General features: G+C 71.3%; 15 protein-coding genes. 5 read left to right on the forward strand and 10 right to left on the reverse strand.

From position 1 onward, the window contains the following. Positions 1-76: 76 nt before the first annotated feature. Positions 77-979, forward strand: coding sequence for an AraC family transcriptional regulator (locus AB0F13_RS06765; RefSeq protein WP_362076303.1), 903 nt, complete (start codon positions 77-79; stop codon positions 977-979). Here AB0F13_RS06765 and AB0F13_RS06770 read toward each other — a convergent pair. The 3 genes from AB0F13_RS06770 to AB0F13_RS06780 form a co-directional block, all read right to left on the reverse strand. Then, positions 967-2481, reverse strand: coding sequence for a polyamine aminopropyltransferase (locus AB0F13_RS06770; protein WP_362076306.1), 1515 nt, complete (start codon positions 2479-2481; stop codon positions 967-969). The two genes, AB0F13_RS06765 and AB0F13_RS06770, sit on opposite strands and share 13 nt — an antisense overlap. A gap of 109 nt (positions 2482-2590) precedes the next feature. Then, complete coding sequence (locus AB0F13_RS06775) at positions 2591-3109, reverse strand: DUF2617 family protein (protein ID WP_362076309.1); 519 nt, start codon at positions 3107-3109, stop codon at positions 2591-2593. 355 nt (positions 3110-3464) lie between these two features. Beyond that, entirely contained in the window at positions 3465-4652 is a 1188-nt protein-coding gene (locus AB0F13_RS06780) for an aminotransferase class I/II-fold pyridoxal phosphate-dependent enzyme (protein ID WP_362077169.1), read from the reverse strand. A gap of 282 nt (positions 4653-4934) precedes the next feature. Here AB0F13_RS06780 and AB0F13_RS06785 point away from each other — a divergent pair, with 282 nt between their 5' ends. Continuing rightward, entirely contained in the window at positions 4935-6149 is a 1215-nt protein-coding gene (locus AB0F13_RS06785) for a hypothetical protein (RefSeq protein WP_362076312.1), read from the forward strand. Positions 6150-6176: 27 nt separating this feature from the next. Here the strand turns inward: AB0F13_RS06785 and AB0F13_RS06790 are convergent, their stop codons facing one another. Further along, entirely contained in the window at positions 6177-6716 is a 540-nt protein-coding gene (locus AB0F13_RS06790; protein WP_362076315.1) for a YbjN domain-containing protein, read from the reverse strand. Positions 6717-6794: 78 nt separating this feature from the next. After that, positions 6795-9452, reverse strand: coding sequence for an ATP-dependent chaperone ClpB (gene clpB, locus AB0F13_RS06795; protein ID WP_362076318.1), 2658 nt, complete (start codon positions 9450-9452; stop codon positions 6795-6797). Between the two features lie 208 nt (positions 9453-9660). Here clpB and AB0F13_RS06800 point away from each other — a divergent pair, with 208 nt between their 5' ends. Both AB0F13_RS06800 and AB0F13_RS06805 read left to right on the forward strand, forming a co-directional pair. Continuing rightward, positions 9661-10233, forward strand: coding sequence for a Uma2 family endonuclease (locus AB0F13_RS06800; protein WP_362077171.1), 573 nt, complete (start codon positions 9661-9663; stop codon positions 10231-10233). 25 nt (positions 10234-10258) lie between these two features. Continuing rightward, entirely contained in the window at positions 10259-10666 is a 408-nt protein-coding gene (locus tag AB0F13_RS06805) for a TIGR03618 family F420-dependent PPOX class oxidoreductase (RefSeq protein ID WP_362076321.1), read from the forward strand. A gap of 54 nt (positions 10667-10720) precedes the next feature. On the opposite strand, the gene AB0F13_RS06810 is transcribed toward AB0F13_RS06805, so the two are convergent. After that, positions 10721-10990: a DUF397 domain-containing protein gene (locus AB0F13_RS06810; RefSeq protein WP_362076324.1), complete on the reverse strand. Its 270-nt coding sequence runs from the start codon at positions 10988-10990 to the stop codon at positions 10721-10723. A gap of 3 nt (positions 10991-10993) precedes the next feature. Continuing rightward, positions 10994-11851, reverse strand: a complete 858-nt coding sequence (locus AB0F13_RS06815; RefSeq protein ID WP_362076327.1) for a helix-turn-helix transcriptional regulator — start codon at positions 11849-11851, stop codon at positions 10994-10996. A gap of 226 nt (positions 11852-12077) precedes the next feature. Between AB0F13_RS06815 and AB0F13_RS06820 the strand changes: the two genes are divergently transcribed. Continuing rightward, complete coding sequence (locus tag AB0F13_RS06820; RefSeq protein ID WP_362076330.1) at positions 12078-12554, forward strand: ATP-binding protein; 477 nt, start codon at positions 12078-12080, stop codon at positions 12552-12554. Positions 12555-12563: 9 nt separating this feature from the next. Here the strand turns inward: AB0F13_RS06820 and AB0F13_RS06825 are convergent, their stop codons facing one another. The 3 genes from AB0F13_RS06825 to dnaJ all read right to left on the reverse strand — a co-directional run bounded on the left by AB0F13_RS06825 (position 12564) and on the right by dnaJ (position 15311). Next, positions 12564-13526 (reverse strand): type IV toxin-antitoxin system AbiEi family antitoxin domain-containing protein, encoded by a 963-nt coding sequence (locus AB0F13_RS06825; RefSeq protein WP_362076333.1) that lies wholly within the window; start codon positions 13524-13526, stop codon positions 12564-12566. 126 nt (positions 13527-13652) lie between these two features. Then, positions 13653-14117, reverse strand: coding sequence for a helix-turn-helix domain-containing protein (locus AB0F13_RS06830; RefSeq protein WP_362076336.1), 465 nt, complete (start codon positions 14115-14117; stop codon positions 13653-13655). Between the two features lie 3 nt (positions 14118-14120). Continuing rightward, positions 14121-15311 carry a molecular chaperone DnaJ gene (dnaJ, locus tag AB0F13_RS06835; RefSeq protein ID WP_362076339.1) on the reverse strand — a complete coding sequence of 397 codons (1191 nt, stop codon included), beginning with the start codon at positions 15309-15311 and terminating at the stop codon, positions 14121-14123. Positions 15312-15343: the final 32 nt, after the last annotated feature.

A 15343-nucleotide genomic window follows, 5' to 3' on the forward strand; every position in this document is an offset into this window, starting at 1 on the left:
TGTTGAACCATCGTTGTACTGGTTGACCACGCTATGACCGACATCCGGCAGCGGCCAGGTAGGCTCGCGTCTTCCTATGGTGAAAAAACGACACGCGGATCCGGACGGCGAGATTGTGCAGCTCGCCTACGACGCCCCGCCCGGCACCCCGGCGGGCCTGGAGGTGCTCACCCTCGCCGGGTTGCGCGAGCGCGCTCCCGAGGGTCTGCTGCCCAGGCCGCAGCGGCTGGACTTCCATCAGATCATCGCCGTCGACTCCGGCGCCGCCACCCACACCGTCGACTTCACCACCCATGCCCTCGACGCCGGTTCGGTGCTCTGGGTGCGGCCCGGCCAGGTCCAGCAGTTCGGGGACCACGGGGACGCCGCCGCGCTCGAGGGCACCGTCGTCCTCGTCCAGCCCGGCTTCCTGCCGCCCGGCACGGCGGTCTCCGAAGCGGCCGACGACCCTTTCCGCCCGGTGCTGTGGCGGCCTGCGGGCGGTGACCGGGAGGCCGTCTTCTGTGCCGTGCGCCATCTGGCCACCGACTTCCGCACCGGCGGCCACCTGCCCGCCGGCATCCGCACGGACGTCCTGCGCCACCTGCTGTCCGTGCTGGTGCTGCGCCTCGCCCACGCCACCGCCGGAGTGAGCGGCCTGCCCGCCCCCGGCGACACCTTCGTGCGCTTCCGCGCCGCCGTCGAGCGCGGTTTCACCACCCACCACCGCGTCGCCGACTACGCCCGGACGCTCGGCTACGCGCCCCGCACCCTCTCGCGGGCCACGATGGCGGGGGCCGGGGTGGGGGCGAAGGAGTTCATCGACCGGCGGGTGATGCTGGAGGCCAAGCGGCTGCTGGCGCACAGCGACCTGCCCGCCGCGCGGATCACCGAGCGGCTCGGCTTCGACGACGCCGCGAACTTCTCCAAGTTCTTCCAGCACCGCGCGGGCCTCTCACCCGGCGCGTTCCGCGCCTCCCTGCGCCCTCATCCCGCGTAGCGCGGGTGCATCAGGGTTGACGGCAGCAGCCCCGCCTGGCCGGGCAGGGGCTGTACGTACGGCCCGGCGCCGTGCGGCTCGAGCCGCACGGGCGAGCGGGAGGCGAGCACGAACCCCCATCCCTGCCGCTCACTGCGCGGCGCGGGCAGCGCCTGGACCCGGTAGGGCGCGGTCCGCATCCCCACCGAGCGGACCGTGGCGTCCACGGTCCAGAAGGAGTGCGGGCGGACGCCGGGATCGCCGCCGTGCACCGCCATGCGCCCGCCGGGGGCCAGCGCGCGGGCCACCAGGCCGTAGAACTCCTGCGAGTACAGCTTGGTGCTGGGGGTGAGCCCGGGATCGGGCAGGTCGGAGATCACCACGTCGTACGGGCCCCCGGCGCCGCCACGCGCCTCCCGCAGCCAGTCGAACGCGTCGGCCGCCACGGCCCGTACGCGCGGGTCGCGGTAGGCGCCGTGATTGAGGGCGGCCAGCTCCGGATCGGTGCGGGCCAGCCGCACCACGGCGGGGTCGAGCTCGACGACGGTCACGGAGGCGACGTCCCCGTGCCGCAGCACCTCGCGCACGGCGAGGCCGTCGCCACCGCCGAGGACGAGGACGCGGCGGTGCGGCCCGCTCATGGCGGGGTGGACGAGCGCCTCGTGGTAGCGGAGTTCGTCGCCGCCGACGCGCAGCCGGCCGTCGAGGAAGAGGGAGAGCGGCCGGCCGCTCGCGCCCCCGCCGGTCAGCACGACTTCCTGGACCTCGCTGTGCACGGCGACCCGCACGTCCGCCCCGTAGACGGCATGCCGTGCGGCCCGCTCGAAGGGGCCGGTGAGCACCGAGCAGACGGCCAGCACCACCAGCACCAGGCCGTTGGCCGTCAGCAGCGTCCAGCGCGCCCGTCTGGAGAGGTCGCCGCGGAAGAGCCACAGCACCAGCGCCCCGCCGGCGACGGCGTTGACCGCCCCGGTCAGCAGCGCGCCCGTCAACTGCCCGAGCACGGGCAGCAGAAGGAAGGGGAAGGCGAGCCCGCCGACGAGGGCGCCCACGTAGTCGGCGGCGAAGAGGTCGGCGACCGCGCAGCCCGCGTCCTGGCGGCGGATGCGCTGGATCAAGGTCATCAGCAGCGGTACCTCGGCCCCGATCAGCACCCCGATCGCGAGCGAGAACCCCACCAGGGCCGGCCGTGCCTGGCCGTACCAGGCGAAACAGGCGTACAGCGCCATGGCCGAGAGTCCGCCCGTCAGCGCCAGCACCGCCTCCACGGCGGCGAAGCCCAGGGCCGCGCGTCCGCGCAGCCGCTTGGCGAGCAGCGAGCCGACGCCCATGGCGAAGACCATGACCGACAGCACGACGGAGGCCTGGGTGACGGAGTCACCGAGCAGGTAGGAGGCCAGTGCGACCAGTTCGAGCTCGTACACCAGCCCGCAGGCGGCGCAGATGAAGACCGTGGTCAGGACGAGGAGGCGGCCGAGCCCGGCCGGTACGGGCAGCCGCGCTGGTACCGGGCGGTGGGCCATGCCGGAACGCTACGTCACGAAGGGGTACCCCCTTGTCACCCACACGGGTTTAATGCTGGGGCCACCTCCCAGCGGTGGCCGGGGGAGCCGCTGGGTGACCGGGTGCCCTTCACAGCGGGGCGGCCGTCCGCACTCCCACTCGGGTCCGGGTGGCGACCAGCCGCCCTTCCTGGGGATACGCGTGCCAGGTGCGCCAACTTATCTGGTCCTCGCGGCGCTGGGCGAGCAGCGCGGTGAAGGCGTGGGGATCGCCCGGGAAGGTCCCGGCCAGGCCGTGGGGGTGTTCCGCGACCAGCGCCAGCAACTCCTGCGCCCGGCCCGCGAACGAGCTTCTCGAAAGGGTCTCGACGCGCGCCGCGAATTCGTACTCCCATGCGCCGACGCGCTTGGCGACTCCGAGGGGCAGCGGGGTGCTGCTGCCGGGTATGCAGGCGACCGTTTCCGAACAGACTCCGCACTCCTCTTCGAGTATGACCTGATGGGAAGCGCCCAGCAGGCGCAGTTGCACCGCCGACTCGTCCAGCTGGAGATCGAGGACCGCCAGCGCGGGAAGGGGTTCCTTGCCCAGACACCAGGCGAGATCGGCGGCGCGGGTATCGGTGTAGGTGGTCTTGAGGGTGGTGAGCATGGGTCGGCTCCGCGAACGAGCAGTGGAGGGTGGGCCGGCCCGCCCCGCGGAGGACCAGATTCCTTCGGGTGCGCCGGCTCATGCCCACATTTGAGCTCCTCGGTTCCGTTCCGGCGGGTGCGTTTCCGGGTTGCGGGGATTCCCAGGAGTTGTCTCTCAAAGTGGTCAACGTGGCTCTGAATCAGAGGGAATCACGAATGAGCGGCGTGCACAGCAGTTTTACCCATCATCTGCAACTTTCCATCCACGCGGGCGCCATGCAGTTCAAATGTTCAACCGACCGGTTCCCCGACGGTAGTCGGAGACGGGCCGGGCGCATATGCGGGCGGACCCGGGCCGCTTGCAAATCCACTGGTCAAACAGCGGCCATCAGCTTCTCGACGGCCTCGGCCACCGACTTCTCCCGCCTGCAGAAGGAGAAACGCACCAGATAGGACGGGGCGTCCGGGCGCATTTGGAAGGCGGACGTGGGAATGGCCACTACCCCGGCGCGCGACGGTAGTTCGCGGCAGAATCGCACGCCGTCCGCGTGCCCCCATGCGCGGATGTCCGCCTGGACGAAATATCCGGCGTCCGCGCGATAGGGGCGCAGGCCCGCACGCGCGAGCCCGTCGCTCAGCAGGTCCCGATTGCGGCGCAGAATGCCCCGGAGCTCCGTGGCCCACTCCTCCACGCCCCCCAGTGCCCGCGCGAGGGCCTCCTGGTACGGCGTACCGGAGGCGTAGGTGAGGAACTGCTTCACCGACGCCACTGCCCCCACCAGGCGGGCCGGCCCGCACACCCAGCCGACCTTCCACCCGGTGACGTTGAAGGTCTTGCCCGCCGAGGAGATCGTCAGCGTCCGCTCCCGCATCCCCGGCAGGGCGGCGATGGTGCGGTGCACGGCACCGTCGTAGACCAGGTGCTCGTAGACCTCGTCGGTCACCACCGTCAGGTCGTGCTCCCGGCAGATCCCGGCGACGACGGCCAGCTCCCCGGCGCTGAACACCTTGCCCGTGGGGTTGTGCGGCGTGTTGAGCACCAGGACGCGGGTGCGGCCGGTGACGGCGGCGCGCAGCGCGTCCTCGTCGAGTACGAACCCCTCGCCGTCCTCGGCCAGCGGCACGGGCACGAGCCGGGCGCCGGCGAAGCGCGCCACCGCCGGATAGGCGTCGTAGCAGGGGTCGAAGGCGATGACCTCGTCGCCCGGGTCGCACAGGCCCAGCAGCACCGCCGCCAGGGCCTCCGTCGCGCCGGTGGTCACCAGGACCTCGCCCTGCGGCGCGTACTGCAGCCCGTACCGGCGGCGCTGGTGCGAGGCGATCGCCTCGCGCAGCGCGGGGAAGCCGTAGGCGGGCGGGTACTGGTTGGCCCCCGCGAGCACCGCCTCCGCGACGTCCCGCAACAGCGGGCCGGGGCTGTCGAGCTCGGGCACCCCCTGGCCCAGGTTGACCGCTCCCGTGCGCCTGGCCAGCTCGGTCATCTCCGTGAAGATCGACGTGCCCATGCCCCGCACCCGCCCCGCGGGGCTCCAGCCCGTGCCCGCGGCGTCCACTGTGTCCATAGCCATTCGAATCCCGCTCTCCCCAAGGTTGCAACATCAGTTCAGGCGATCGGGCTTCACCCTAGGCGGGGACACAGCGGCGGCACAGCACACCGCGGCCGCACAGCACACGGTGGGCCGGTGTCGCACGCCGACACTCCGCCGTGCAGCCGAGCGGGTGGAAGGTGCACCGCTTACGGGCGTTCCGCCTCGCGCGCGCGAGGCATCGGCCGCATGGTCGGTATGCCGCCGGGATGCCGCCGGTATGCCTCCACGACCCGTCCCAGCACCGGAGGTGCGACCGTGTCCGCCGGCCCAGCCGTTCAGCACGACGCAGCACCCGTCCGAGCCCCCGGGCCACGGCGCACCGCCCGTTCCCGCCGTGCGGACCGGGTGCGCGAAGCGCTGCGGCGGGCCCTGCCGGCGCTCGGGCTGTACGCCGCCGCACGGCTGAGCGGCATGGTGGTGATGGCCGCGTGGGCCTGGTACATCGGCAAGCACCCGCGCACGCTGCTCGGCCACCTCTGGGACGGCATCTGGTACACGGGCATCGCCCGCAACGGCTACGGCACGATCCTGCCGTCCCCCACCACACGCGGCGTCATCTTCAACGACCTGGCCTTCTTCCCGCTCTACCCCGGTCTGGTGCGGGCCGTGGCGAGCGTGCTCCCGCTGACCGTCGTCAGCGCCGGGCTGCTCGTCTCGTGGGCCTGCGCGGGAGCGGCGGCCTGGGGCGTCTACGCGGTCGGCGAGCGGCTGCACGGGCGGCGGGTGGGGACGCTGCTGGTGCTGCTGTGGGGACTGCTGCCGCACGCGATCGTGCAGACCATGGCCTACACGGAGTCCCTGATGACGGCCCTCGCGGCCTGGGCCCTGTACGCGGCGCTGACCGGCCGCCGGCTGTGGTCGGGGGTGCTGGCCCTGCTGGCCGGGCTCTCCCGCCCCAACGCCATCGCCGTCGCCGCCGCCCTCGCCTGTGCCGCCGCGCTCACCCTGCGACGGGACCGGCCGGCCCGCGGCGACTGGCGGGTGTGGACGGGCGCCGCCATCGCGCCGGTGGGCTGGGCGGGCTACATCGTCTGGGCCGGCTTCCGCTCCGGCGGCGGTCCGCTGGGCTACTTCCACGTGCAGCGGCTGTGGGGCTCGCGCTTCGACTTCGGAAGGGACGCCTTCCGCTTCATCCGGCACCTGATCATCGCGCGCGACTACATGGCGTACTACATGACGCTGGCGATCCTGGCCGTGGCGGTGGTCGCGCTGGTGTTCCTGGCCCTGGACCGGCCGCCCGCCGCGCTGCTGGTGTACGCGCTGGTGCTGACGGTCATCGCGGTCGGCGGCTCCAGCTACTTCGCGTCCAAGCCGCGCTTCCTGCTGCCGGCCTTCCCGCTGCTGCTGCCTGCGGCCCTGGCCATGGCGAAGGCCCGGCCGCGCACGGTCGCCGTGACGGCGGGCGCGCTGGCCGGGCTGTCGTTCTTCTACGGAACGTACCTGCTGGCCGTGGCCAGGGTCCCGATGTGACCGCGGTGGCGGTGACACCGGACAGGCTTACGCCTCGTCGTCGTCCGGCTTGTCGTCGCCTTCGGACTCGATGTCGGCCTCCAGGCCGAGCTGCTCGACGAGCCACTTGTCGAACTCGATCGAGGCACGCACCCAGCTGACCGTGCTGGACACGAAGTGCTCCAGCGCGACCCCGACGCCGATCAGCATCTGCGCCTCACCGATGAGGCGGACGGTGCCGTCGTCGTGGGTGTGGGTGTAGAGCTTGGGCCACAGCGTGCGACGGTTCCAGTCGTCGATGACCTCGAGGAGCCTGGACTTCTCCTCGATGCCGTGCGGGCGGTCGTAGAACGTCCGCACGGAGAAGACCTGCTGCTCCTCTTCGCCCCGGAACATGAAGTACGTCCGGAACTGCTCCCACGGCGCGGCGAGGTCACCCTCGTCGTCCACGACGTACTTCAGCTCCATCTGCTCCAGGAGCTGCTTGACCAGGTCCTGGTCGGGGATGACGGGGCCTGTCGGGCCCGCCTCAGGCTGCGGTTCGGGCTGGCCCCCGAAATTAGGAATCGAGGACGGGTCGATGCTCACCGTTTTCTTCCCTTCGTACGGTCTCCCGCCATCCTCCCCCATCCCGGGCGGGGGCTGGTACCCCCGCCGGGCCGGATGTCAGAGCGTTTTCGCGGCAGCCCCTGTGTGCACGGGCGAAACAGTGAGCGCATCCGCCCCTTCCGAGACGTCGACACGGACCGTGTCGCCGTCGCGCACGTCCCCGGCCAGGATCGCGCGGGCGAGCCGGTCGCCGATCGCCGTCTGGACCAGGCGGCGCAGGGGCCGGGCGCCGTAGGTGAGGTCGGGCCCGGCGCCGCCCTCCTCCTCGGGGGCGCCCAGCCGTGCCAGCCACCGCAGCGCGGCGTCCGTGACATCGAGCGTGAGCCGGCGGTCGGCGAGGCGCCGCTGCAGGTGGCCGATCTGGATCCGGGCGATCCGCTCCAGCTGGCCGGTGCCGAGGGGGTGGAAGACGACGATGTCGTCGAGGCGGTTGAGGAACTCGGGCCGGAAGGACCCGCGGACCGTCTCCAGCACCTTCTCCTTCTTCCGCGCCTCGTCAAGCAGCGGGTCCACCAGGTAGGTGGAGCCGAGGTTGGAGGTGAGGATGAGGATGGTGTTGCGGAAGTCCACCGTTCGGCCCTGCCCGTCCGTGAGCCGGCCGTCGTCCAGGACCTGCAGCAGGATGTCGAAGACCTCGTGGTGGGCCTTCTCCACCTCGTCCAGCAGGATCACGGAGTACGGGCGCCGGCGCACGGCCTCGGTGAGCTGGCCGCCTTCCTCGTAGCCGACGTAGCCGGGGGGCGCGCCGACCAGGCGGGCGACCGAGTGCTTCTCGCTGTACTCGCTCATGTCGATGCGGACCATCGCCCGCTCGTCGTCGAAGAGGAAGTCCGCGAGCGCCTTGGCCAGCTCGGTCTTGCCCACGCCGGTCGGGCCGAGGAAGAGGAACGAGCCGGTCGGCCGGTCGGGGTCGGCGATGCCGGCCCGGCTGCGCCGCACGGCGTCGGACACGGCCTGTACGGCCTCGGCCTGCCCGATGAGCCGCTTGCCCAGCTCCTCCTCCATGCGCAGCAGCTTCTGCGTCTCGCCCTCCAGCAGACGGCCGGCCGGAATGCCGGTCCAGGAGGCGACGACGTCGGCGATGTCGTCCGGGCCGACCTCCTCCTTGACCATGAGGTCCTTCGCCGCGGCCTCCTGCTCCGCCTCGGCCTCGGCCTCGGCGGCCTCCGCCAGCTCCCGCTCCACGGCGGGGATCTCCCCGTACAGCAGCTTGGAGGCCGTGTCGAAGTCGCCGTCGCGCTGGGCGCGCTCGGCCTGCACCCGCAAGCCGTCCAGGCGCTCCTTGAGCTCACCGACCCGGTTGAGGGACTGCTTCTCCTTCTCCCAGCGCGCGGTCAGGCCCCGCAGCTCCTCCTCCTTGTCGGCGAGGTCGCGGCGCAGCTTGGCCAGCCGCTCCTTGCTTGCCGCGTCGGACTCGCTGTTGAGGGCGAGCTCCTCCATCTTCAGCCGGTCGACGGCGCGCTGCAGCTCGTCGATCTCCACGGGCGAGGAGTCGATCTCCATGCGCAGCCGGGAGGCCGCCTCGTCGACGAGGTCGATGGCCTTGTCGGGCAGGAAGCGGGAGGTGATGTAGCGGTCGGAGAGCGTCGCCGCGGCGACCAGCGCCGAGTCGGCGATCTGCACCTTGTGGTGCGCCTCGTAGCGCCCCTTGAGGCCGCGCAGGATCGCGATCGAGTCCTCGACGGAGGGCTCGGCGACCATCACCTGCTGGAAGCGGCGCTCCAGCGCGGCGTCCTTCTCGATGCGCTCGCGGTACTCGTCGAGCGTGGTCGCGCCGACCATGCGCAGCTCGCCGCGGGCGAGCATGGGCTTGAGCATGTTGCCGGCGTCCATGGCGGAGTCGCCGCCGGCGCCCGCCCCGACCACGGTGTGCAGCTCGTCGATGAACGTGATGATCCGGCCGTCGCTGGACTTGATCTCCGCCAGGACGGTCTTGAGCCGCTCCTCGAACTCCCCGCGGTACTTAGCGCCCGCGACCATCGCGCCCAGGTCGAGCGAGACGAGCCGCTTGTTCTTCAGCGACTCCGGCACGTCGCCCTTCACTATCCGCTGCGCGAGCCCCTCGACGACGGCCGTCTTGCCGACGCCGGGCTCGCCGATGAGGACGGGGTTGTTCTTGGTGCGGCGCGAGAGCACCTGCACCACGCGCCGGATCTCGTGGTCGCGCCCGATGACGGGGTCGAGCTTGCCGTCCCGGGCGGCGGCCGTGAAGTCCGTGCCGAACTTCTCCAGCGCCTTGTACGTGCCCTCGGGGTCGGGGCTCGTCACCCGCTGGCCGCCCCGCGCGCTCTCGAACGCCGCCAGCAGCTTGTCGGCCGACGCGCCCTGCTGCGCCAGCAGCTCGCCGGTCCGGCCGCCCTCGGCGGCGAGGGCGATGAGCAGGTGCTCCGTGGAGATGTACTCGTCGCCGAGATCGCGGGCCCGCTCCGCCGCGTCCGCGAGCACGGCCATCAGCTCGCGGTTCGGCTGCGGCGGTGCGACGGTGGAGCCCTGCACCCGCGGCAGGCCCGCGAGCTGCCGTTCGGCCGCCGACCGCAGCGCGGCGGCGTCCGCCTCGGCGGCGGCCAGCAGGTCCATCACGTTCTCGTTCTCCTGCCCGGCGAGCAGGGCCAACAGCAGGTGCACCGGCGTCAGGTCGGCGTGCCCCGCCGATACGGCCCGGTCGTTCGCGGCGCTCAGCGCCTCCCGGCTCTTGTTGGTCAGCTCGGCATCCACGACCTGCGTTCCTCCTTCGTCCAGCCCGACAGCTTTGCCTCGACTATCGTGCGATAAGTTGAGTCTATTCCACTCAAGGCGTCGACGGGAGGGCGGTCCGGCGATTCGTCGCCCCTCTTGCGAGTGAACCGGCCCGCGTCCGGCGCCGCCACCCAGACACGGCGGGGCAGGCTGGACCCCGGTCACGAGGGGGTGCAGCATGACGGCCATGGCATACGAGCCGCCGCCCACGCAGGAAGAGACCCTCCTGGACTACTTCCTCGCCCTGGAGACCCCCGAGGGTTTCCGGGCCGAGCTCATCGAGGGCGAGATCGTTGTGTCACCGGCACCGGACGGCGATCACGAGGACTACCTGAGCACACTGGTCCGGCAGGTCCTCCGCCGGTCACGCACGGACATGGACTGCTCGGGGAACAAGGGGTTGAAGCTGCCCCGAGGCGGCCAGTGCCTCAAGAACTACGGCATCCCGGACGCCACCTTCGCTCCCCGGGAACTGCGCCTCTTCCGCGGCGCCCCGACCTGGATGTCCTGCGACGGCGTTTCCATGGTCGCCGAGGTGACCAGCAGCAAGGCTCATCGCGACCGCGTCACCAAGCGCCACTGCTACGCACTGGCCGGCATCCCCCTCTACCTCCTCGTGGACCGGGACGAAGCAACCGTGACGCTCTTCAGCGAACCGGCCGGCGGCGACTACGCCGAGACCCATTCCGTTCCGTACGGCAAACCACTCCCCCTCCCCGAACCGTTCGACTTCGACCTGGACACCTCCGACTTCGCGTGAGCGCCCGGCGAACTACGCTTCCCGCATGGCTCTCGACCTCGACGCGCTCGACCCCGCCTACCTCGCCTTCTGGCACGAGCGGCACGTCTGCACACTGACCACCGTCCGGCCGGACGGCTCACCGCACGTCGTCCCGGTAGGTGTCACGTACGACCCGGAGACGGGCATCGCCCGCGTCATCACCAACAAGAGCAGCCGCAAGGTCGCCAACGTGCAGGCGGCCGCCGGGACGGGCGGGGCGCGGGTGGCTGTGAGCCAGCACGAGGGCAAGCGCTGGGCCACGCTCGAAGGTCGCGCGGTCGTCCGCACGGAGACGGATGCGATCGCCGACGCGGTGTCCCGCTACGCGGTCCGGTACGGGCGGGTGCCCAGCCCCAACCCGGACCGCGTCCTCATCGAGATCACGGTCACGCGCGCGCTGGGGCGGGGGTAGGGGGCTCGCGTCCCCTTGCCGGACCCTCTATCGGCTCCGGCTCCGGCTCCGGGTTCACAGTCGGGCCGTGATGCGGTGTGCCTTCGCGGCGCGGAGGAGTGCCGCGAGGGCGGCGGGGGTGGTGATTATGACCGTCCCCGGATCGTCGCTCTCGCGCAGACCCAGTGCGCTGTGGAACGCAGCTAACTCCACGCAGGCATTGTCCGGTCCCGGTCCGGAGAAAGAGCTCTTTTGCCAAGCGCTCCTGAACACGGCGACCTCCACACACTCGTTGCCAGGCCCATTGCCGGAAAACGAAGATTTCTGCCAGGAATCCTCACGCATGCCTCACTCCTCCAGGTCTCGCGCGATGCGCCGAATGAAATCTCGCGTCTCCCCAGGGCCCAGGGCTGAGAGCTCCACTGTGCTCCAGCGGTCTCGGTAGTGACCCAACTGCTCCTCGGCGTCCAGAAAGACGCTGCCGTGCACGTGATCGACTTGGACCGTGTCCAGCTGCTGGACCGGGCTCGACGCATACAGCATCGAGTACCCCATGCCCGCGAAGCCGTCGGCAGAGAAGGGGACGACCCGAACCGTTACGTGAGGGCACTCCGACCGTTCCAGGAGTACGTCCAGCTGCTCGCGCGCGACCTTGCGGCCACCGACCAGGACACGGAGAGCGGCCTCGTGAACGATCGCCGTGAAGGGTGGGGGACACTCACGATCGAGAACCCCCTGCCGTCGGGCACGAAACTCGATCACCGCTTCGAGGTCGCTCGGAGCAAAGTCGGAGCTCAGGTACCTGAAGAGAGCTCGCATGTACGCCTCGGTCTGCAGCAGGCCTGGAACGTGCATGGTCTGCAGACTCTGCAAGCTCTTCGCATGCCACTCCAAGGCGGCCAGATCCAACGACGCCGTCACGACAAGGCCCCGGTACTTTTCCCACCAGCCGCGTAGTCGCTCAGCGTCCATCGCGACCAGAGCGTCCACCAACCCGGCGTCCAGCACACCGTAGTGAGCCGCCAACCGGCGTAGGCGCTCCTCGCCTGCCGCCACCCGCCCCGCCTCAAGGTGTGACATCTTCGCCTGGTCGAAGCCGATGACCTGAGCAGCCTCACGGGCGGTAACTCCCACCCGCTCACGCAGCTTTCGCAGCTCAGCGCCCAGCCGTTCCTGCCGGGCAGTGACAATCGTCCGCCTCGCCATGAACTCCCCCTCCTCCTGCGACTTCCGGCGCCACTGTTGCACGTCCTGCCTCGATGGAGCGAACTTCCCAGACCAGCTTGCAGAGGCCAAGCTTGGCCCCTACGTTGAGTTGCGCGGCACTCACAGAGCGAACCGCATCCGGCCCCCGGAAGCGCACCGTCATGCCCAAACGGGCATGCGCGGCATCGACACCGGCCGCCGCCAACACCCCACCGCAGGAGGCGACATGCTGCTGCCCCTTCCCTCCCCGCAACCCCAACCGCACCCCGCACCGGACATCGAGCCGTTCGAGTACCGCCTGCACGTGCCCCACAACCCGAGAGCCGTCCGCGTCGCCCGCGCCACGCTGCGCGCCGCGCTCATCGCTCACGGGCTGGGCGAACTGGCGGGCCGGGCAGAGCTGCTGGCCGCCGAGATGCTGACCAACGCGATCACCCACACCACCGGCGACGCCGAGTTGCGCCTGTGCTGGTCGCAGTGGGGCGTACTACGGATGACCGTGTGGGACACGAGCCCCCGGCCGCCGGACACGCGGGCCGTCCACGCCTACGATCCCTCCAGCGAGAGCGGTCGCGGGCTGAGGCTGCTGCAGATGCTCGCCGACAGGTGGGACTCCTACATCCTGCGCCGCGACCTCTTCGACGGCGCGTCCAAGGCCGTCTGGTGCGAGATCACCAGAAGAGTCCCCGCCGCTTGGGCGTAGGCGACGCCCTCACCCGGCGAGCGCCCCACGGATGTCGCGGATCATCATGTCCGGCCGGTGGTACACATCGGCCGTCGTGAACCGCAGGATCCGCCGCACCTCCGGGCAGGCCGCCAGATCGTTGAACCGTATGACGTCCCGTTGGTGCTGCGACCGGCTGCCGTGCCAGGTGTAGCCCTCCGTCTCCACGGCCAGGCCCTGCGGTCGGAAGAGGAAGTCGGGGTAGACCCGGCGGCCGGTCGCGGGCACCACGAGCATCGCCTGCGTCTCGGGGTGGAGCCCGGCGTCATGTATCCGCAGCCGGGCCAGCGTCTCGGCGGGTGAGCCCGAGCGGGGATCGGCCATGGCCAGCCACCACGCGGCGGTCGCGGCGCCGCGTATCGACGGCGCGGTCGTCAGGGCGCGCCCGATCTCGTCGAGCGTGGTGAGCGGCCGCCCGCGCGAGCCCGGCGGCCCGGATCCCCGGCCGTGCCGCCAGCTCAGAGCCGAGTCGACGGCGATCAGGGCGTCATCCCGGGGGCCCGCCCGCAGCAGGTCCGCCATCGTCCGGGCCACCGTGGTCGTCCGCAGCCCGGCCACGACGGTCACCTCGCCGGGAGCGAGCGGGAGCCGGTGCAGCGTCGCCCCCTTCACTGCCGCGGGGCCGGAACAGATGAAGTCGGGCCGGCCGCTCGGCGGCCCGGCTCCCGCCCCAACGCCGACCCCATGCAGCATCGCCGCCGACCAATGGCTCACCACCAGCTCCGGCCGCAGCAGTTGGTGCGTCCACAGCAGCTCCACCGGCCCCACCTCCCGGCCCGGCACGAGCCATGCCCCGTGCCGGACCCGCGTCCATCCCCCGGCCGCCAGAAACCGGCTCAGCCGACCCCGGGCCCACCCCTCGGCCCGTGCCTGCGCCGTGAGCACCACCCCGCCCTGGGCCTCGGCCCGAGCCTGCAATGAAGTCTGAAATGAAGTCTCTTCCCCCGTCATGCTCCGAGTTTCCCCGACTCAGCGTCACGACACCAGCCCTGTGGATAACTCTGGGTAATCGCGAGAGGGGGTGAAAAAGGGCCGGGAGCGATCCGCTCTCCCGGCCCTTCTCGTCCCGCTCTTCGTTCAGCGATCCCGCGGATCCCGCCGCGGGCGCCACACCACCAGCGCGCTGGCCTGCTGGACGTCCTGGTACGGGACCAGGTCCCGGCGGTAGGAGGCGTGGACGGCCGCCTCGGCCTGCTGCCTGGCCGTGGCGGCGCCCTCCACCGTGGCCTGGAGCTCGGCGACGCGCGCCTTGAGCGCGGCCACCTGGTTCTCCAGCTCGATGATGCGCTTGATGCCGGCCAGGTTGATGCCCTCGTCCTGGCTGAGCTGCTGCACCTGGCGCAGCAGATCGATGTCGCGCGCGGAGTAGCGGCGGCCGCGCCCGGCCGTGCGGTCGGGAGAGACCAGGCCGAGGCGGTCGTACTGCCGCAGGGTCTGCGGATGCAGGCCCGAGAGCTGAGCGGCGACGGAGATGACGTAGACCGGCGACTCGTCGGTCAACTCATACGGATATGGATTACGTCGGCGGCCGGTCCCTTCCATGGGTCATGCTCCCTTCGCGGCCTGGAACAGCTCCGCTCGCGGATCCTCATCTGCTGTGGCGTCGCGGTATGCCTCAAGAGCCTCGCGGGCCTTGTCATCGAGGTTCTCGGGCACGGTCACCTCGACGGTGACCAGAAGGTCCCCGCGGGTGCCGTCCTTGCGGACCGCGCCCTTGCCCCGGGCGCGCATCGTACGGCCGTTGGGCGTGCCCGCGGGCAGCTTCAGGGTGACCGGCGGGCCGCCGAGCGTGGGGACCTTCACCTCGCCGCCGAGCGCCGCCTCCGCGAAGGTGACGGGCACGGTGACGGTGAGGTTGTCGTCCTTGCGCCCGTACACCGGGTGCGATCCGACGTGCACGACGACGTAGAGGTCGCCGTTTGGCCCGCCGCGCTCGCCCGGGGCGCCCTTGCCGCGCAGCCGGATCCGCTGGCCGTCGGAGACGCCGGCCGGGATGCGGACCTGCATCGTGCGGGAGGACTTGGCCCGGCCGCTGCCGTGGCAGACGTCGCAGGGGTTCTCGGGGATCAGCCCGCGGCCCTTGCAGTCGGGGCACGGGTCGGTGAGCGAGAAGCCGCCGCCCGTGCCGCGCGAGACCTGTCCGGTGCCGACACAGGTCGGGCAGACCCTGGGCGTACCGTTTTTGTCGCCCGTGCCGGAGCAGTTCTTGCACGCTGCCGAGGAGGACATCCGCAGGGGGACCGTGGCCCCCTCCACCGCCTCGGTGAAGTTGAGCGTCACCTCGGACTCGATGTCCTGGCCGCGCCGCGGCTGGGTGCGCGTGCTCGTACCGCCCCGGTTGAAGAGGCCGCCGAAGACGTCGCCCAGACCGCCGCCGAAACCGCCGGCACCGGCGCCGGAACCGGCGCCGCCGCCGCCCTGGGCGCCCCCGAAGAGGTCACCCAGGTCGAAGTTGAACGAACCGCCGCCGCCCGGCCCCGGCCTGAAGCCGCCGTTGCCGAACAGGGCGCGCGCCTCGTCGTACTCCTTGCGGCGCTTGGCGTCAGCGAGGACGTCGTTCGCCTCGGAGATCTCCTTGAAGCGCTCCTCGGCCGAGGCGTCGCCCTTGTTGGCGTCCGGGTGGTACTCGCGGGCGAGCTTCCGGTATGCCTTCTTGATCTCCGCCTCGGTGGCGTCCTTGGGGACGCCGAGGACCTTGTAGAGGTCCTTCTCCAGCAAGTCCCTGCTCAGGCTCATCCCCGACGTCCCTCCTTCCGGTCACGCATGGC

Source organism: Streptomyces sp. NPDC026206 (assembly GCF_040638465.1).
GTDB lineage: Bacteria > Actinomycetota > Actinomycetes > Streptomycetales > Streptomycetaceae > Streptomyces.